A 16,451-nucleotide genomic window follows, 5' to 3' on the forward strand; every position below is an offset into this window, starting at 1 on the left:
AATATCTTCTTTGTTCCAGCAACTATTACCGGTTCCTTAGTAACAGTAGGATACTTTATTGTAAAAAATTTCTCATATAATATTATAATTATCTTTCTCTAATAATTTTATTTACTATTACCTCTTATACAATAGGAAAGATTTATTCCAGGTTTAAAAATTTTAATATAAAAATCGGACAAGCCGATGTCTGATTATAAAATTTGAAATTATGTGGGCTGTGCAATTCCAACTGGGACTCAAGCACATTCAAAATTGATATTTTTTAATAACATTCTGGAATTTTTAATACCACATCACTAGAAATTAAACTTTAATTTCAGATAGAAAAATGACCAATTTTGTATTACCATAACTCGCCACTTTCACAATTTTTACAGAAAGTCTATCTTTTATTTACGTCTATCTTGTGGGTAAATTTTACCTGTATGCAGTTGTATGCGATTATAAAAAATCAATGAGAAAATAATGGTAGTTTACCGAAGTTACAAACAAACTGGTATTTTCAATTTGCTACATTGGTTTCAAATTTTTATTAAGTCTATCTACCATCCAATCAATTCTCTTTTTTCTACCTTTATCCGTCTTAGCATCAAAATAGGCTTTCGTATAAGTTTTCTTAACTGATGGAGACATTGATTGAAAATTTTTATAAGCAAGTTCATATTCTTTTAGAACATTCAATACTTCTAATATATGTTTTTCTGTTATTTCAAGAGCTTTTGGTGCATTCCATTGTCCATTATTTTTAGCTTCTTCCATTTTATTTCTGCCATATTCAGTCATAAGACCTCTTTCTTCAAGGCTTTCTGCTAATGCTTTATTTTTTTCCGACCACTTACTTTTTTGCCTACGCATTGAAAAATATTTTTTATAAGTTTTATCATCAAGTCTTTGCATTTGTCCATCAATCCACCCAAAACATAATGCTTCTTCAAGTGCTTCATTTGCCTTTATTGTTTTTGGTTCTCCTGATTTTCTAAATAAAATCCAAACGCCCTCGTTTGATAAGCAATTATAAGATAACCATTTTCTAAATTCATCTCTATTAGCAAATTCTAATACGTCTTTCATCACATATTCTCCTCATTTTCAAGAATTCAAATTTACCTATATGCCTCATTATAACACGATGATATTTTTAATACCACATCACCAGAAATTAGCACTATTTTTACCAAATATTTATAAAATCCATCATTTTAAACGTAAAACAGGACAGCTAATATCAACTATCCTATTCTGAATTTATCTATGTACAACGGCAAAAGAAGTCCAGACATTTTAGAGAAAGCCGTATTGCCATGTAAGAAAATAAGTGGTTCTCCCTGCCCGTATTCTTCATCATAAATAGATTAACCCTGATACTTAAAATCTGCCATTATATCACCCTTTTTAAGGGTTCACTAATAAGATAAACGGAATTTATTTTGCCAACAACTTTAAAAATCTCTTATCATTCATCTGTTCATTAGTTAAATATTTCCCATTATAGAACAGAGCATACGTTGTAATCGGCGTAGGTGCACTTTGTGCTTGTTCTTTGCTTTGCAAATGAATAGCTTTAAACTGTACGCCCTTTTCTTTTGCGACTTCTTCTACAATAGGGACATATTTTGCGTTAAATGGACATTGACAGGTATAATATAAAACATATCCCATTTCATCAATGTGAGGGTGTTTCGCACACTCTTTGAATTTAGGTAAAGAAGCATTGCTGTCAAATGATAAACACCATAATTGAATACCATTATCTGCTTCATCACAAACGGTAAAACCTTTGTATTTTAAAAATTTAGGATCAGCTAAAAAGAGTTTTTTCTTTTTGGAAGATAGAATACATACCCCTTTTTTTCCTTTGATTTTACTATCTTCAATACACGCATTTAATAAGTCTGTTGAGTATCCGTGCCCCTTGAATGATCCAGCTACCCAAAGACAGTTAATATACATAAAATCATCTGCAACAATTGGGTTCCAAGCGTTTTCAGCAGGAATATACTCAACAAAACACTTTCCTCGTGCTACACTCTTTAGAAAAATTAGGCCTTCATCAAATCGTTCTTGTAACCAAGCCTTTTTTGATGATACCTGAATATCATTGTTATTTGAAATAGCACAGCATATATGCTCTTTGTCTATATTCTCATTAGTTACTCTAAGATATTCCATAAAAACACCTCATTTCTAATTTCCAATTTTCTTAGTTCTAAAAACGGCGATTTGTGCTTATGAATGTATCTTATTTTTTATACGCAAACTTGCTTCTATGTGCATAATCCAATGTCTTGAAAATGGCATTTGTATTAGCCCACGAATATCTTTACCGCACCAATAATCAATGAGCCAACTTGCATTTTCATCCTTACTTACAACATTCAATAATTTTAACTGTTTTTTTCTTTCTTCTGATATTTTCTTTTTCAATTCATCATAAGATAAACTATTGATTATCTTCTCAGTGCTATCCTTTACCTCAGATATATATGAATAAAGTTCTTTCAAGTTAAGCTGTTTTGAAAAATCTGCAATCTGCTCTTTTACCAGTTCATTTCCTGTTGTAATTATAGGTGAATTGATACGTTCTTGATAGTTTCCCGCAAAAAAAACTTGCTCGCTCTCATTTATCAATGTATGAGCAACTATATCTTCAATTCGGAAAATATGCCAAATTGAATATGCAATCGTTTTACTATGATAACCGTCTGTGTTTATAAACGGAATTGCGTCAAAATCTTTTCTACTCAATTCCTTATGAAAGGATGTTAAGCATTCCATTAACTGATTTCGCAAATCAAATAGTGTAGCAATGCCTGCTTCATAGGTATCTTTCTTTTTGATTTGCGCTTGCATTATTTTATTCAGTTCTGACCATACCTTATTCATAATCAATTATCCCTCTAAATTCAAATTTTTCTTTATCTGCATTATATCATGCTGTTATAAGCGTTGTCATTTTTTTCTGCTATTGAAAAATCCACGCTTTGTAAAGGGTGCAATTTTACTTGTTCTTCATATGAGAAAATAGTCAATGGGCATTTTTGATTGAACTTCCCTTCAAATAATCCTTTATTAGTTATTGTGTTTCAATCTTAATTCATAAAAGTATTCTGGAAATTTATTAATATCTCCCTAAATATAACCTCTATATTGCTTTCTGTGATTTGATTTCTGCTCTTAATTCTTCATCGGGCGGTAAACACAATTTGTATTTACTTGAAACAATTGCTCATTATCTCTTAATATTGAATAACGTGCAATATCTTCATCTGTCTCTCACCCTCTTTCCGCAAATTTGGAATATAAACGGAGTACCATTTATACCTTTTGGAAATGCGAAAAAGAGAGAAAGAAAAAGCTCGCACAAGACATGATACTTGTATGAGCCAAATAAATTGATTTTAATTTTTCTTATTTTGTTTGCTAATTAAAGATTTCCAAATAAAGCAATAAAAATCAAGGCGATTGTACCTATTGCTATGAAGCACAAAGACAATCCAGCTTTCCTTTTTCGAGAATCGAATGATTCTTTTGTAGTTTCTGTCATATTAGCCGGAAATCTGTTTCTTCCCAATAAATATAATATAAGCCCACCACCGCCATTATTGCCACTTAGTGAGAATATTCCCCAAAATGTAGGGTGTTTCATTCCTCTGCTTTCTGCATCGAGAACTACTAACCTGAAAATCTGATACATTAAAGTAAAAGCACCGAGCAAAACCATAAAAACCATAATCGAAGCTACTACTATCATTTTACTTTCCTCCTTAGATTTTTCTAATTATCTGATAAAATAAATAGCAAGTACCAATGATACCAAGAGCAGAACCGCCCATAATCAAGTATTGATTGCTAATTATTAGCCCATTGAATAGTATAAAAGCAATTATCATCATCACATTTGCAATAATCGCTATTATCAATTTTTGATTGCTTTTTACGATATTGGTACTCTTTTCTAAATGCTCTATCATTTCCTCATCCCCCTTCAACAGTTTATCAAGGCTGATGTTGTATAAGGTGCTTAATTTAATTACACTAACAATATCCGGAAAAGATTTTTCAGTTTCCCAATTTGAAATTGTTTGACGTGTAACTTGAATTTCCTCAGCAACATTTTCTTGTGTCAAACCTGCTTGCAACCTTGCTTCTTTTAACTTTACACCTATTTTCATAACACCATTCCTTTCGCAGTTACTATCCCACTTCTATGCTTTGCTGTCTATCAAAAATGTTTGGAATACACAAAATATCTGTGTCAAAATTTTTTTACATGCATTATCTAGTGTCAAAAGACTGGATTAATACTAAATATTGCTTATTACAAAATTATAAATTTTCAAAAATATTCCTATAGTCCTCTTGAGTATCAAAGATAGAAAAGAAAAAGTCCTGTCGAGTGCCTACCACTTCTTCAGAAGTGGTGCTTTGCACTCTTGATCGGGCTTTTTGTTTACTGTATCTTCTGCAAAGAGGAAAAAGACTACTCATCCGCATTATCTAAATCGTACTTTTTTAATACTTCCTGTAAAAACTCCATATCCTCTTTTGCGTTCGGATTTATCATTTTCACGACTTGATAAGGCATTTTATACTCTTTAATTCATATATTACACATGGCTTTTTTATTATGTCATCTAATTTAATACAAGACAAACAAACGTTATTCAAAGTTGAATACTTAACACAAACTGGATTTTTAGCGTTTATACTCTGCTTTACCTAATTGTATAGGTTCTGTATTCAATAACACCCATTTTACACATAATTCGCTTAATCTACTTAATTCATCATTCCAAGCATGATTTTGTTTGATTTTGTTGATGATATTTATAAATTCATTATTTTCACTTTCTGTCAATTGATTACCTTGACTTAAATACCCCAATAATGCTTGGACCATTTGTAGATACTCTTTATCCCAATTCATCTTACCATTATCAAGTATTTCCTGTGATAATTTACCTGAAATTCTAATCACTTCTCCTTGTAACGTTGAAGCATGTCCACATGATGGAACAAGTAGTTGCCATAGTTCTTCATGCTGATCTTCCCACTTTTTAGCTTTGACCTTAATTTTTGATTTTCCATCATATACGACTCTTTTGGGAATTGGCATCACATTAAAAATTTTATATAATTCTTTTAAACTGCTTTCTATTTCATCGATATAATCTTTATTTATACGATCTCTAAACCATTCAAAATCAGTTCCGATTCTTTCTACTTGTTTTTGCTCTTCGCCGCTTAACTTCGCACCTTTATCTATTAAATACTTTATCATTATAACCAAATCAGGGATATTCGCATTTTTTGCAACAGCCATTGCTTTTAGTAATGGTGTTTGATTCATATCATTTTTAGCATTTATATTCGCTCCTGCTTCAACTAAGGTTTTTAGATGATTGAGACGAAAGTATTGTGTAGCATAAAATAATGGTGTTTCATTTCTTGAATTGACAGCTTCTATATTGGCACCTAATCGAATTAAAAATTCAGGATTTCCGTTTGGATTTATCACTTGGTGGTGGAGCGGTGTATTATGATAAGTGTCTTTATAATCAATATCTGCCCCTTGTTCAACAAGCCATTTCATTATATTTTCAGAAAGTTTAAAAGAAAGGGCATTCGTTTTATCGTACCCACCATATGCATTGATATCGCATTTTTCAAATATTGCTTTTATTTCTTCTTCGTTTCCTCTTTCAAAAATTTCATCAAAATCTTTAACTAAAGTTTTTCTTTTTGTACCACTTTTAATTTTATTTGTTTTTTCTGCTGATTGCTTTTTCTTAACTACATCTTTTTCTGAATTTTTCTTTTTAAACCTATCAAACAACCCCATACAAAACCTCCTCATCAACTTCTAATTTACCTATTTGCCTTGTTATTGGTATTGTTGTATCTTCTTTCATACTTTCTTACATTATAGACTTATTACCTTTAAAAAGTCTATTCTTGAAATATCTTTTTATTTGAGTTACACTAGACAATCCAAAAAAAGCATGACATCGCGTCATACTTCAGATTCGCTTTACAAACTGGAAATTATCGGATATTCAAATTATCTACATTTTTCTATACAAATGCGTTAAGTGTTGTAATTCCAATTTTGCTTGCTAAATATTCCATCATTAGAAATTATTAGCTTTTTCTTCTCAAAATCTCTTCCACCTAAATTTTTAATCGCAGTCTCTAACATTTTATTACTTTCCTTATATAAAAACGGTGATATGTACTTATAAACATTGTCGTTATTGCTAATCTCTGGCAATGCTGCAACATCGTTCATGTCCATTTTTCTTATAATTACTTTATCGTTTTCTATATATGGAAATACATCAAATAATTCTGTCATCATAAACTCCTCAAAATCAAATATGTCTTTCATTGCCTTTATTATGACATCTTATAACGGGAATTATGAAAGTATTTTATAAACCGCGTTTAATGTTTTTTCTTCATCTGCCCCATTGTCTGTGTATAATTGTACTTCATACTTTATATCTTTATGTTGCAAGCATAAATCAAGAAAGTATAAGAAAATTCCAATATCAATTTGATTATAGAAAGACACTTTATCAGCAGGCATTATTCCTCGCTTACCTTGCTTTTTATACCTATAAACATTTAAAAGGGTATCAGTATGTTCTACTAACCAGGGCTGTGTATTGCAAGCACTGGGGGCAAATCTAACAATATCAGATATTCCCCCAAGTGGTTCTCCCAACCAAATTTCATCCATAGACTTTCGTTTGCTCTTGAACATATCTTTGCGGAATTTTCTTTCATCATCTACTTTTGATATTGCAATCATTATGATAAAATCAAGACCATCATATGACGGTTCATTCGTCTTTCCAATTCCAAACCATAGTGTTCCAATGTTTTGTGAAACAAGGTATAAATCTAATTGCTCGCCTAAATACCCAATATTCTGCAAATAATTATCTCTCTTTTCACTGTATAGCAAAATGCAGAACTGTTGACCACGTTTACAAGTAGTTTCATTCGCAGGAACAATTTTAATTGCTGTTTTTATATCGGGACATAGCGGGATAAGTGTCTTATATATTTCTTTGATATTCTCAATGTCATTTGCAGATATAGAATCATTTCCAATATTTCTAAATAAATGAAACGATTTCCTTTTAAAAATTATACTGTATAATTCTTTGTTTAAGTTCATAACCTTGTCCTCACAAATTCTTATTTCGTACTATATAAGTGTAGATGATAGCTATATCTTATTTTAGCATATTATCATTTTTTACACCACATCACAAGAAATCAAACTCATTTTCAAAAAAATGACCAACTATCATTACGATAACTGGTCATTCTCACGACTTTTTCACGACTTTTTACGACTTTTCACGGAAAATCTACGTCTTTTATATGCTTCTATCTATCATGTATATTTTATCTGTATGCAGTTGTATGTAATTATGAGTAATGCAACAAGGAAATAACAGAAGTTAGTCATTAGTGCGTAAAATTATAACTTTATTTACACGTGAAAATCGTTACTGGAATAATAGTATTATTTATTGATCTCTACATAAATATAACCTCGCAAGATACTTATTACTTTTCATTATTTTGTAATTCAAATATTGTTTTCTGTGATTCAATTTCTGCTCTTAATTCTTCATCGGATGGTAAATACAACTTGTATTTGCTTGCAAATAATTGTTCATTACCTTTCAATATTGAATAACGTGCAATATCTTCATCTGTTTCTAAACATAAGATAATGCCAATGGTTGGATTATCACTTTCTGTTCGTTTTAATTCATCATACATTCTTACATACATATCCATTTGCCCTACATCTTGATGCGTTACTTTTTCTGTTTTCAAATCGACTAACACAAAACATTTTAAATAATAATTATAGAAGACCAAATCAATAAAATAATCTTGTTTTTCCGTATGGATATGTTGTTGCCGTGCAACAAAAGCATATCCTTTTCCTAGTTCCATTAAGAATTTTTGCAAGTTACTAATAATACTTGTTTCTAGCTCTGTTTCTGTAAATGAAGTATTAGTTGGTAAAGATAAAAATTCCGCAATCACTGGATTCTTAATAAATTCTAACTTGTCATATTGATATTTTGTTGTTAATTGTTTCATCTCTTCAACTACTGGATCCTTTACTTGCGATTTAAGTAAACGGTAATAGTATTGTGATGCAATATTACGTTGTAAGGTTCTAACATTCCAAGCTTGTTGAGCAGCTTCTTTTTCATACCAGTTACGTGCTTTTTCATCTTTTACTTGTATTAAAGTACGATAATGAGTCCAACTAAGTAATGGAACAGATTTTCCACTCACTGAGTGGAAAATGTTTGGATACATTTTATAAAAAGAATAAAAACTATAAAGATTTGTTTTTGTGTATCCTTTACCATACTCATTTGTAAGTTCTTTTGATAATTTTCTAATAAGTGTTGTCCCATATTCAGCACGATCTTCACCTTTTAGTTCTTCTTCTGCTATTCTATAACCTATCAACCAATTTCTATAAACTAAAGCAGTATTGATCGCTTGGTATGCCTGTTTCTGAGATAATTCAATTATGTTTTTTAAATCTGATACAATATCTTCTGTCTTTTCTGCTTTAATAAGTTGATTAATATCCATTAAATTATTATCCATTTTTCTCATCAACCTTTCTTTAGTTATTTACGTACTCCGAATACATCTCTCAATAGAGTATATCAACACGCTTGTGTTTTAGTTTTATATTAAAAGACACTTTTTCACATGTGTATTCACTCATACTTTTCATTCCTAAAAAATTCGAATTTACCTATATTTCTTATTATAGCACGATGACATTTTTAATACCACAGCACTAGAAATTAATCTTAATTTCAAATAAAAATGACCAATTATACATAATGATAACTGGCCATTCTCACGACTTTTTTACGACTTTTCACGGAAAAATCGTGTTTTTATGCAAAAAATCTTCGCTTTTTATATGCGTTTATATGCTACCTGTATGATGCCAAAAACCCTTTCGTTATCGGCTTTTTAGCGTTGTATGCTATGTGTATGGTAGTTGTACGAACTCTTACTTATTCTTCATATGTGGGAACAACAACACCTCACGGATCGTTGTCTGCCCAGTCAGCAACATCACAAAGCGGTCAATACCCAAACCAACACCGCCTGTAGGAGGCAACCCATATTCCAACGCCTCTACATAATCCGTATCCATTTCATTCGCTTCATCATCCCCAAGATCACGCAGCTTTAACTGATTTTCAAAACGCTCTCTTTGATCAATTGGATCATTCAACTCAGAGAAAGCATTCGCATATTCATGTCCATCAATGAACAATTCATAACGATCCGCAAAACGTGGATCCTGTGCATTCTTCTTTGCTAATGGAGAAATTGATGTTGGATGTCCATAGATGTAAGTAGGCTGAATCAATGTTTCTTCAACATATTTCTCAAAGAATAAGTTGATGATGTGACCAACACTGTTATGCTTCTTTTCTACTTCAATATCATGTTCCTTCGCAATCTCACAAGCTTCCTCAAAGCTCATTTCTTTCCAGAAATCTACACCACAAGCTTCTTTGATTGCATCTACCATATGCAAACGTTTGAAAGGTGCTTTTAAAGAAATAGCTTTTTCATTATAAGTAATCTCGGTTGTGCCTAATACCTCATTTGCGACATAATCAAATAAACCTTCAATCAAATCCATCATACCATTCAAATCAGAGTAAGCAACATAAGCCTCCACTGTTGTAAATTCTGGATTATGTGTTGCGTCCATTCCTTCATTACGGAATAAACGGCCAATTTCATATACACCCTCTAAACCACCGACAATCAATCGCTTTAATGGTAATTCTGTTGCGATACGCAAATAGAAAGGCATATCTAAAGTATTGTGATGTGTAATGAATGGTCTTGCGGCTGCTCCACCTAAAATTGGCTGCAATACCGGTGTTTCCACTTCCATCAACCCTTTACCATCTAAGTAACGCTGAATCGCACGGATGATTCTTGGTCGTGTTACGGCAATGCGCTTGCTTTCCTCATTCATAATCAAGTCAACATAACGTCTTCTGAATCGTTCTTCCTTATCCTGAAGACCGTGGAACTTTTCAGGTAATGGACGCAATGCTTTTGTTAGATGAGTATACACTTCCGCCTTAACAGAAAGCTCGCCATGATTGGTTTTCATGACTTTACCCTCAATACCAACAATATCACCTAAATCTGATTTCTTGAATACTTCGTAAGCTTCTTCGCCAATAACATCCTTACGTACATAAATCTGAATTTGTCCATCAATATCTTGAATGTGCATAAAACCGGCTTTTCCTTGTCTGCGCTTTGTCATGATACGACCGGCAACTTTTACCGTCACATTCTTTTCTTCTAGCTCTTCCTTTGTACAGCCTTCATATTCTGCACGAATCTGTCCACTTTTGTGTGTTCTTTCATACGCTTGTCCAAATGGCTCAATACCCATTTCTTTGAGTTCTTCCATTTTTTGTCGACGAATTTTTTCCTGTTCCGTTAACTTTTCCATTTTTTACGCTCCTTATCCATTAAAAAAACTCTCTTCCGCATAGGGACGAGAGTTAACATCGTGGTACCACCCTAATTTATCAGCCGGTTTCCCTAACTGACCTTAGTGACTTTCTTTAAGTCCATCTTTAACGCAGATGTAACGTCCTGTTGGAAGGCTCCAAGTCTTTATTTCAGCTATTGTATCACTATCCCTTTCCAGCTTAGCGGGACTCTCTGTCAGTTACTCAATAACCTACTCTCTCTTCATCGCCTATTACGTTTATGATTATATAGAGAATGCATTTGTTTGTCAAATGATTTTCGATGAAAAACGCCTAAACAATACCAATCCAAAGCATTTGCAATACGTAATGTGGATGATATTAAATAGACGATGTATATAATCTATCTTTGGAGATAACGTTTCAATTCCATATACCGTTCTTTCGATATTGGTAATTCTGTGGCAGAATATTTCAATTTCGCCCGATATCTTTGAATACTGTCAATTTGCATACAATTTACCAAATAGCTTTTATGAATACGATGGAACACCTCCGGTAATTTCTTTTCAAAATCAGCTAACAATCCCCAAACTTCAAAGCTTTCATTTTTTGTATACACTATAGTACATTGTCCCGCTGCTTTTAAATATAAAATCTCAGAAGGCAATAAATAACGATAATGTTTTTCTCTATCTCGGAAAGAAAGGCGTTTTAGATTGGTATTCATCAATGCCAATTGTTTTAAATAAGCAAAGAATTCTGTATCCTCCGTAAATGGTTCTTCTATTAAACCCGCTTGACTTAAAGGAATATCCTGTGCATGTGAGCTATGGATGTGTACAAGTGATAGTTCCCCTTTTATCAGTTTCCAGATAAACGTGCAACGAACATGTGCATAGATACTGTTATCATCCTCTAATGCCGCCATGATCTTATAGCGACCATAAACAACCCAAACACCGCGTTCATGAAACAAAAGATGATATTCTTCATCGGATACTATGGCAGCTGGTTCATGCAATTCTTTCTCCGTTATTCGTTTGAATTCATCAGATCCTTTGGACCATTGAAAATCATTAGGCCCGATATACATAAAGTCATCACTCATTAGATGCGTTGTTTTTATGATATCTCTATCATAAAAGCCGCGAACGACTTCCTGTGTTTTTTGAATGATCGTTTCTTCTTTATACATTGTTCTTGGCATACGCATCCTCCTTCAAATTATAATGTCATTATAACAGGTACGTCACAAAACAACAAGCAATTCCAAGGGAAAATTTCTTAATTATTATGTGATAATTATATGATATAAAGATGAAAGATCAAATAAAAAGAACTCCTTTTTTGGTGTATTCCAAATTTTAGAGTTCTTATTATTAAACAACTTTTCCTTATTATCGAAGTGCCCCCTACATATGGAAACACTTCGCCTAAAACAGCTATCGTTGGGATGGCACATAACTATCTATATATTCTTGATATACTTTTTCATATGCACATAAAATTTCTTCCATCTGCGCATATGTATCCATCTTTGTCAAACTGTCTTTTAACTGATGACTTTTTGGTAAACCTTTAACATACCATGCGGCATGTCCACGCATTTCCCGCATACCCACATGTTCACCCTTTAAATCACAGAGGCGTTTTGCATGAAGTCTTGCCATGGTAAATTTTTCATTCACACTGACCGGTGGCAGCTTTTCACCGGTAGCCAAATATGTCGCAATTTCTTTGATCAGCCATGGATCACCTAATACACCGCGACCTACCATGATCGCATCACAACCAGTCGTATCCAACATCCACTTGGCATCTTCACTGCTGCGTATATCACCATTTCCCATAACCGGAATAGAAACAGCTTGTTTGACAGCTTTGATATATTGCCAATCAGCTTTGCCTTCATACATTTGTTTCCGTGTTCTGCCATGTACGGCCAAAGCAGACACACCGACAGATGCTAACCCTTTTGCCAGTTCGACACAATTGATGCTATCCATATCCCAGCCTATACGCATCTTAACAGTAACCGGTTTTTTTACACTATCGACAACTGCTTTCGTCATTGTAACCGCATGATCAATATCCTTCATTAAGGCACTGCCGGCATTGGATTTGATTATTTTATTCACCGGACATCCCATATTGATATCTATGATATCACAATCACTTTTTTCATCCAGTAACTTAGCAGCATAGACCATCGTTTCAATATCATGTCCAAAGATTTGCATGGTCAAAGGATGTTCTTCTTTTTCAACTGCTGTCATATGCAATGTTTTTTCATTTTCATAATATAACGCCTTATCACTTACCATTTCCGTATAAATCAATCCTGCGCCAAATTGTTTGCAAATCACACGGAAAGCCGGATTACTGATACCAGCCATAGGTGCAATAACAACTTGATTGGGTATGGTGATATCGCGTATCTTCCACGATTTATCTTGCATAACGTTCTATGAATCCTTCCAAATCACGCAGCTCCTGTTCATTGAAATAATATTTTTCATTACAGAAATTGCAGGTAATCTCACAACCATGATCTTCTTCAATCAGTTTCTTACGCTCTTCTTTTGACAATGTTACTAATACCCGTTTCATAGTCGCTCGATCACAATGACAGCGAAATGCTATTTCCTGACTAGATAAGATTGTTGCATCATCAAACAATGAAGTAAGAATATCCTCTAAACTTTCCCCTTCATTGATCAATTTTGAAATAGGTTCCATATGCGCTATGATGTTTTCTACTTTTACAATATCTTCTTCCTCTGCATCTGGCATCATTTGAATGATCATGCCGCCGGCAGCCTGAATAGCATTATCTGGATTTACAAGTACGCCTACAGATACTGCGGATGGTGTCTGTTCACTGGCCGTAAAATAATATGCAAAGTCATCACCGATTTCTCCACTTTGTAAAGCGACAGTGCCACTCCAGTTTTCTTTCATATTCAAATCTTTGATAACTTCTAAATAACCTTCTTTTCCTACCGCTGTACCTACAGCAAGTTTTCCTGTATCGTTATATTGCAACATGATATGTGGATCGGATACAAAGCCGCGGACATGTCCATCACTGTATGCATCAACTAAAATGGTTCCAATAGGACCGCCGCCATTTATACGAATGGTCAATTGTTCTTTATCACTCTTCAGCATACTTCCCATCATGGAACCAACACTTAGTGTACGCCCTAAAGCCGCAGCACTGGTTGGCCATAAATCAAATCGCTTGCGAGCCTCCTCAACTAAAGCGGTAGAGGAACATATATAAATTCGCACATGTTCATTACATGCTAATGCTTTTATTAAATAGTCTTTCATTTTCCTTCACTCCTTGAATTTGCACCTGTAGTATACCATAATCATTAACAAAAAGAAAAGGAAGTGATAACACTTCGCTTATTACATAACACTTTCTTTCATGAAGATCTTCCAAATGCTACCGTCTGTTATAGTTCCCTTATCTTAAATATAGTTTCATATCCAATATGTTTTCTCTTTAGATCAACATACGCTCTTTTTTCTTAAGGTCCCGGTAAAAGAATATAAAGAGAAAAGGTCCCATCAATGACCAGGCAATTGGCTCCGCAAAACATACACCGGTATAGCCGCTAAAAGGTATCAAAGCAAAGGTTGCAATAATCTTAACGCCCATTTCAATACAGCTGGATACAATCGGACTTCGCCCATTGCCAAGCCCCTGCAAACCATTACGATAAATAAATAAGATAGCAAGGATGAAATAAAATACACTGCTGATTCTGGTATAATAAGCCGCTAGTGAAACAACCTGTGTCTGTTGCTTATTGACAAGGAAGCCAATAAAGAAATCAATGCATGTAAAGGATAATAAGATGACGATACCTACCCAACCAAAGCTTATCCATACACTTTTTTTCATACCTTCTCGGATTCGATGATACTGTTTAGCACCTAAGTTTTGTGAAACAAAGGTTGTAACAGCAATGGCAATGGAAATCAGTGGCTGCATAAACATCTCCACAATTTTGCGTGCTGCCACATGTGCCGCAATGGTCATTTCTCCCAGACTGTTCACTGCACTCTGTAAGACTACTGAACCGATGGATACAATGGAATTCATAAGCCCCATGGAAATCCCCATAGACATTTGTTTCAGAAAAACTTCTCTTTCTACATGACATTCTTCTTTTTTCAAGAAAAACATTGGATATTTCTTTCTCATATACAGGAAGCATAATACTACACTTAACAACTGTGCCAGTACGGTGGCATAGCCAGCTCCATTGATGCCTAAATGCAATTGAGCAATAAAAAGATAATCTAAGGCGATGTTGGTTAAAGAGGCAATGATGAGAAAATATAATGGTGTCTTACTATCACCAATTGAGCGTAACATACTTGCCATCATATTATATGCCATAGTAATAAACAATCCCATAAATATGATAGTTAAATACCCATCTGCCATCGAAAGAATACTTTTCGGTGTCTGAAGTAAGGAAAGAATTGGTGTCTTTAAAAGCATCGCGGCAAGCACGATAATTACCACACTGGACATACATAACAAAATACATCCATAAGTTGCCATTTTCATGCCTTCCTGATCCCTAGCCCCGTAATACTGTGCTATCAATATTGATACTCCCATAGATACACCACTTACCAGACCAATGACCAAACCGGATAAGGAAGCAGTAGCTCCCATAGCAGCTAAGGCACGTACCCCTAAAATCTGTCCTACCATCATCGTATCTGCCATAGTATAAAATTGCTGAAAGATATTTCCCAAAAGGACCGGAACAGCAAAACTCAACAACAATTTCATAACATTCCCTTGTGTCATATTCTTCATAGCATCACCTCGCATTTACGCATTATTCTAACATAAATTAACTTGCGAAACAATGACTTTTATACGCATCCCCTTGATCATATACAGATAGGGATATGTGTTAAAAGGAAGCGTATCAAAAAGGGATAATCGTTTTCTGCCAACAATAGCATCACGGTTTTCATCGCTGTACTATCTAAATAACAATCTTGTTTATTCGCCAAGAGAAGCATCGTATCACCAAAAGCGTGCGTTCCGATTGTCAGATGCCCATAAGCAACGATACCAAAGCTTACTTCAAAGCCAATGGAAATAACCCCGATACTATACATGCCAATAGCTAAAGTACCAACACTGATATAGCCTATAGCTAGCGCTCCTAAAGCATACACTCCGATTGCCAACACACCTAAACAAAAAAGGAAGCCAAAGCTTAATAGGCCAAAAGATAAAATACCAAAGCTCATCATGCCAAGCGATATCACCCCCACAGCTGTATTACCGATGGCAATGATGCCTTTCGCTATTCGTCGTTTTCCATTTCTGTTCCTTCCCAAACCAAGTTGAACAGCAAGCAAAGGAATCCCAAATACTTTGCAGGAAGAAGTATATTCACAACCTTTAAAAAAAGTACTTTTATCCTTACCCATACGCTGCTTAATTGGCATGCTATTCTCACTTATTTCCTCTGGGATGTGCAAAAGCTTAATCAACTTTGCCATTTGCTCTTCATTTGCTTTACCTAATCCAAGTTCCCATCTTCTGATGGTCCATGGTGTTACATTACATAATAAAGCAAGTTCTTCATAACTCAGTTTTTGTGCAATACGATAAGCCCTTAATCTTTTCTTAAATGCCATCCATTTCCCTCCTTTTCTATCAAGGAAACACATAACTCCTATTTCATTAAATAAAGCACTACGATTTACACGCTTATTTCATATCTGTTTTAAAGAGTATCATTTAAGTTTTACAACCTATGGCTATTGATAGTAACTATAAAATAAACCTTATCCATTTATCATGATACTAGCATAAATGATCGATTAGGAACAGCCTTTCGCAATCCTTAT

Annotated in this window: 15 protein-coding genes; all 15 read right to left on the reverse strand. The window is 33.9% G+C overall.

Features of this window, described 5'->3' with window-relative positions:
- Nucleotides 1-513: 513 nt before the first annotated feature.
- On the reverse strand, nucleotides 514-1,074 hold the full coding sequence (locus AC1VS3_RS01690) for a YdeI/OmpD-associated family protein (RefSeq protein WP_008691024.1): 561 nt from the start codon (nucleotides 1,072-1,074) through the stop codon (nucleotides 514-516).
- Nucleotides 1,075-1,425: 351 nt separating this feature from the next.
- The gene (locus tag AC1VS3_RS01695; RefSeq protein WP_008691022.1) at nucleotides 1,426-2,172 is read right to left on the reverse strand and encodes an N-acetyltransferase; all 747 of its coding nucleotides are present in this window, start codon (nucleotides 2,170-2,172) and stop codon (nucleotides 1,426-1,428) included.
- A gap of 57 nt (nucleotides 2,173-2,229) precedes the next feature.
- The gene (locus AC1VS3_RS01700; protein ID WP_008691020.1) at nucleotides 2,230-2,886 is read right to left on the reverse strand and encodes a hypothetical protein; all 657 of its coding nucleotides are present in this window, start codon (nucleotides 2,884-2,886) and stop codon (nucleotides 2,230-2,232) included.
- A gap of 541 nt (nucleotides 2,887-3,427) precedes the next feature.
- Nucleotides 3,428-3,754 (reverse strand): hypothetical protein, encoded by a 327-nt coding sequence (locus tag AC1VS3_RS01705; protein ID WP_008691018.1) that lies wholly within the window; start codon nucleotides 3,752-3,754, stop codon nucleotides 3,428-3,430.
- 13 nt (nucleotides 3,755-3,767) lie between these two features.
- Nucleotides 3,768-4,175: a helix-turn-helix transcriptional regulator gene (locus AC1VS3_RS01710; protein ID WP_008691017.1), complete on the reverse strand. Its 408-nt coding sequence runs from the start codon at nucleotides 4,173-4,175 to the stop codon at nucleotides 3,768-3,770.
- 524 nt (nucleotides 4,176-4,699) lie between these two features.
- Complete coding sequence (locus AC1VS3_RS01715; protein WP_008691015.1) at nucleotides 4,700-5,845, reverse strand: ankyrin repeat domain-containing protein; 1,146 nt, start codon at nucleotides 5,843-5,845, stop codon at nucleotides 4,700-4,702.
- Nucleotides 5,846-6,091: 246 nt separating this feature from the next.
- Nucleotides 6,092-6,358, reverse strand: a complete 267-nt coding sequence (locus AC1VS3_RS01720; protein ID WP_008691014.1) for a hypothetical protein — start codon at nucleotides 6,356-6,358, stop codon at nucleotides 6,092-6,094.
- 63 nt (nucleotides 6,359-6,421) lie between these two features.
- A complete protein-coding gene (locus AC1VS3_RS01725) occupies nucleotides 6,422-7,189 on the reverse strand; it encodes a nitroreductase family protein (RefSeq protein ID WP_008691013.1) in 768 nt (255 codons plus the stop codon).
- 398 nt (nucleotides 7,190-7,587) lie between these two features.
- A complete protein-coding gene (locus tag AC1VS3_RS01730) occupies nucleotides 7,588-8,661 on the reverse strand; it encodes a PDDEXK nuclease domain-containing protein (protein WP_017144524.1) in 1,074 nt (357 codons plus the stop codon).
- 421 nt (nucleotides 8,662-9,082) lie between these two features.
- Nucleotides 9,083-10,564, reverse strand: a complete 1,482-nt coding sequence (gene lysS, locus AC1VS3_RS01735) for a lysine--tRNA ligase (RefSeq protein ID WP_008691001.1) — start codon at nucleotides 10,562-10,564, stop codon at nucleotides 9,083-9,085.
- Nucleotides 10,565-10,950: 386 nt separating this feature from the next.
- Entirely contained in the window at nucleotides 10,951-11,757 is an 807-nt protein-coding gene (locus AC1VS3_RS01740; RefSeq protein WP_008691000.1) for a LytTR family transcriptional regulator, read from the reverse strand.
- Between the two features lie 235 nt (nucleotides 11,758-11,992).
- Complete coding sequence (gene dusB, locus AC1VS3_RS01745; RefSeq protein ID WP_008690999.1) at nucleotides 11,993-13,009, reverse strand: tRNA dihydrouridine synthase DusB; 1,017 nt, start codon at nucleotides 13,007-13,009, stop codon at nucleotides 11,993-11,995.
- Entirely contained in the window at nucleotides 12,999-13,886 is an 888-nt protein-coding gene (gene hslO / locus AC1VS3_RS01750) for an Hsp33 family molecular chaperone HslO (RefSeq protein WP_008690998.1), read from the reverse strand. The genes dusB and hslO overlap by 11 nt, the downstream gene beginning before the upstream one ends.
- A 178-nt stretch (nucleotides 13,887-14,064) precedes the next feature.
- Nucleotides 14,065-15,399, reverse strand: a complete 1,335-nt coding sequence (locus AC1VS3_RS01755; protein WP_008690997.1) for an MATE family efflux transporter — start codon at nucleotides 15,397-15,399, stop codon at nucleotides 14,065-14,067.
- A gap of 77 nt (nucleotides 15,400-15,476) precedes the next feature.
- Nucleotides 15,477-16,238, reverse strand: coding sequence for a helix-turn-helix transcriptional regulator (locus AC1VS3_RS01760; RefSeq protein ID WP_008690996.1), 762 nt, complete (start codon nucleotides 16,236-16,238; stop codon nucleotides 15,477-15,479).
- Nucleotides 16,239-16,451 lie beyond the last annotated feature (213 nt).

The sequence above is a fragment of the Longicatena sp. genome (genome assembly GCF_982403165.1).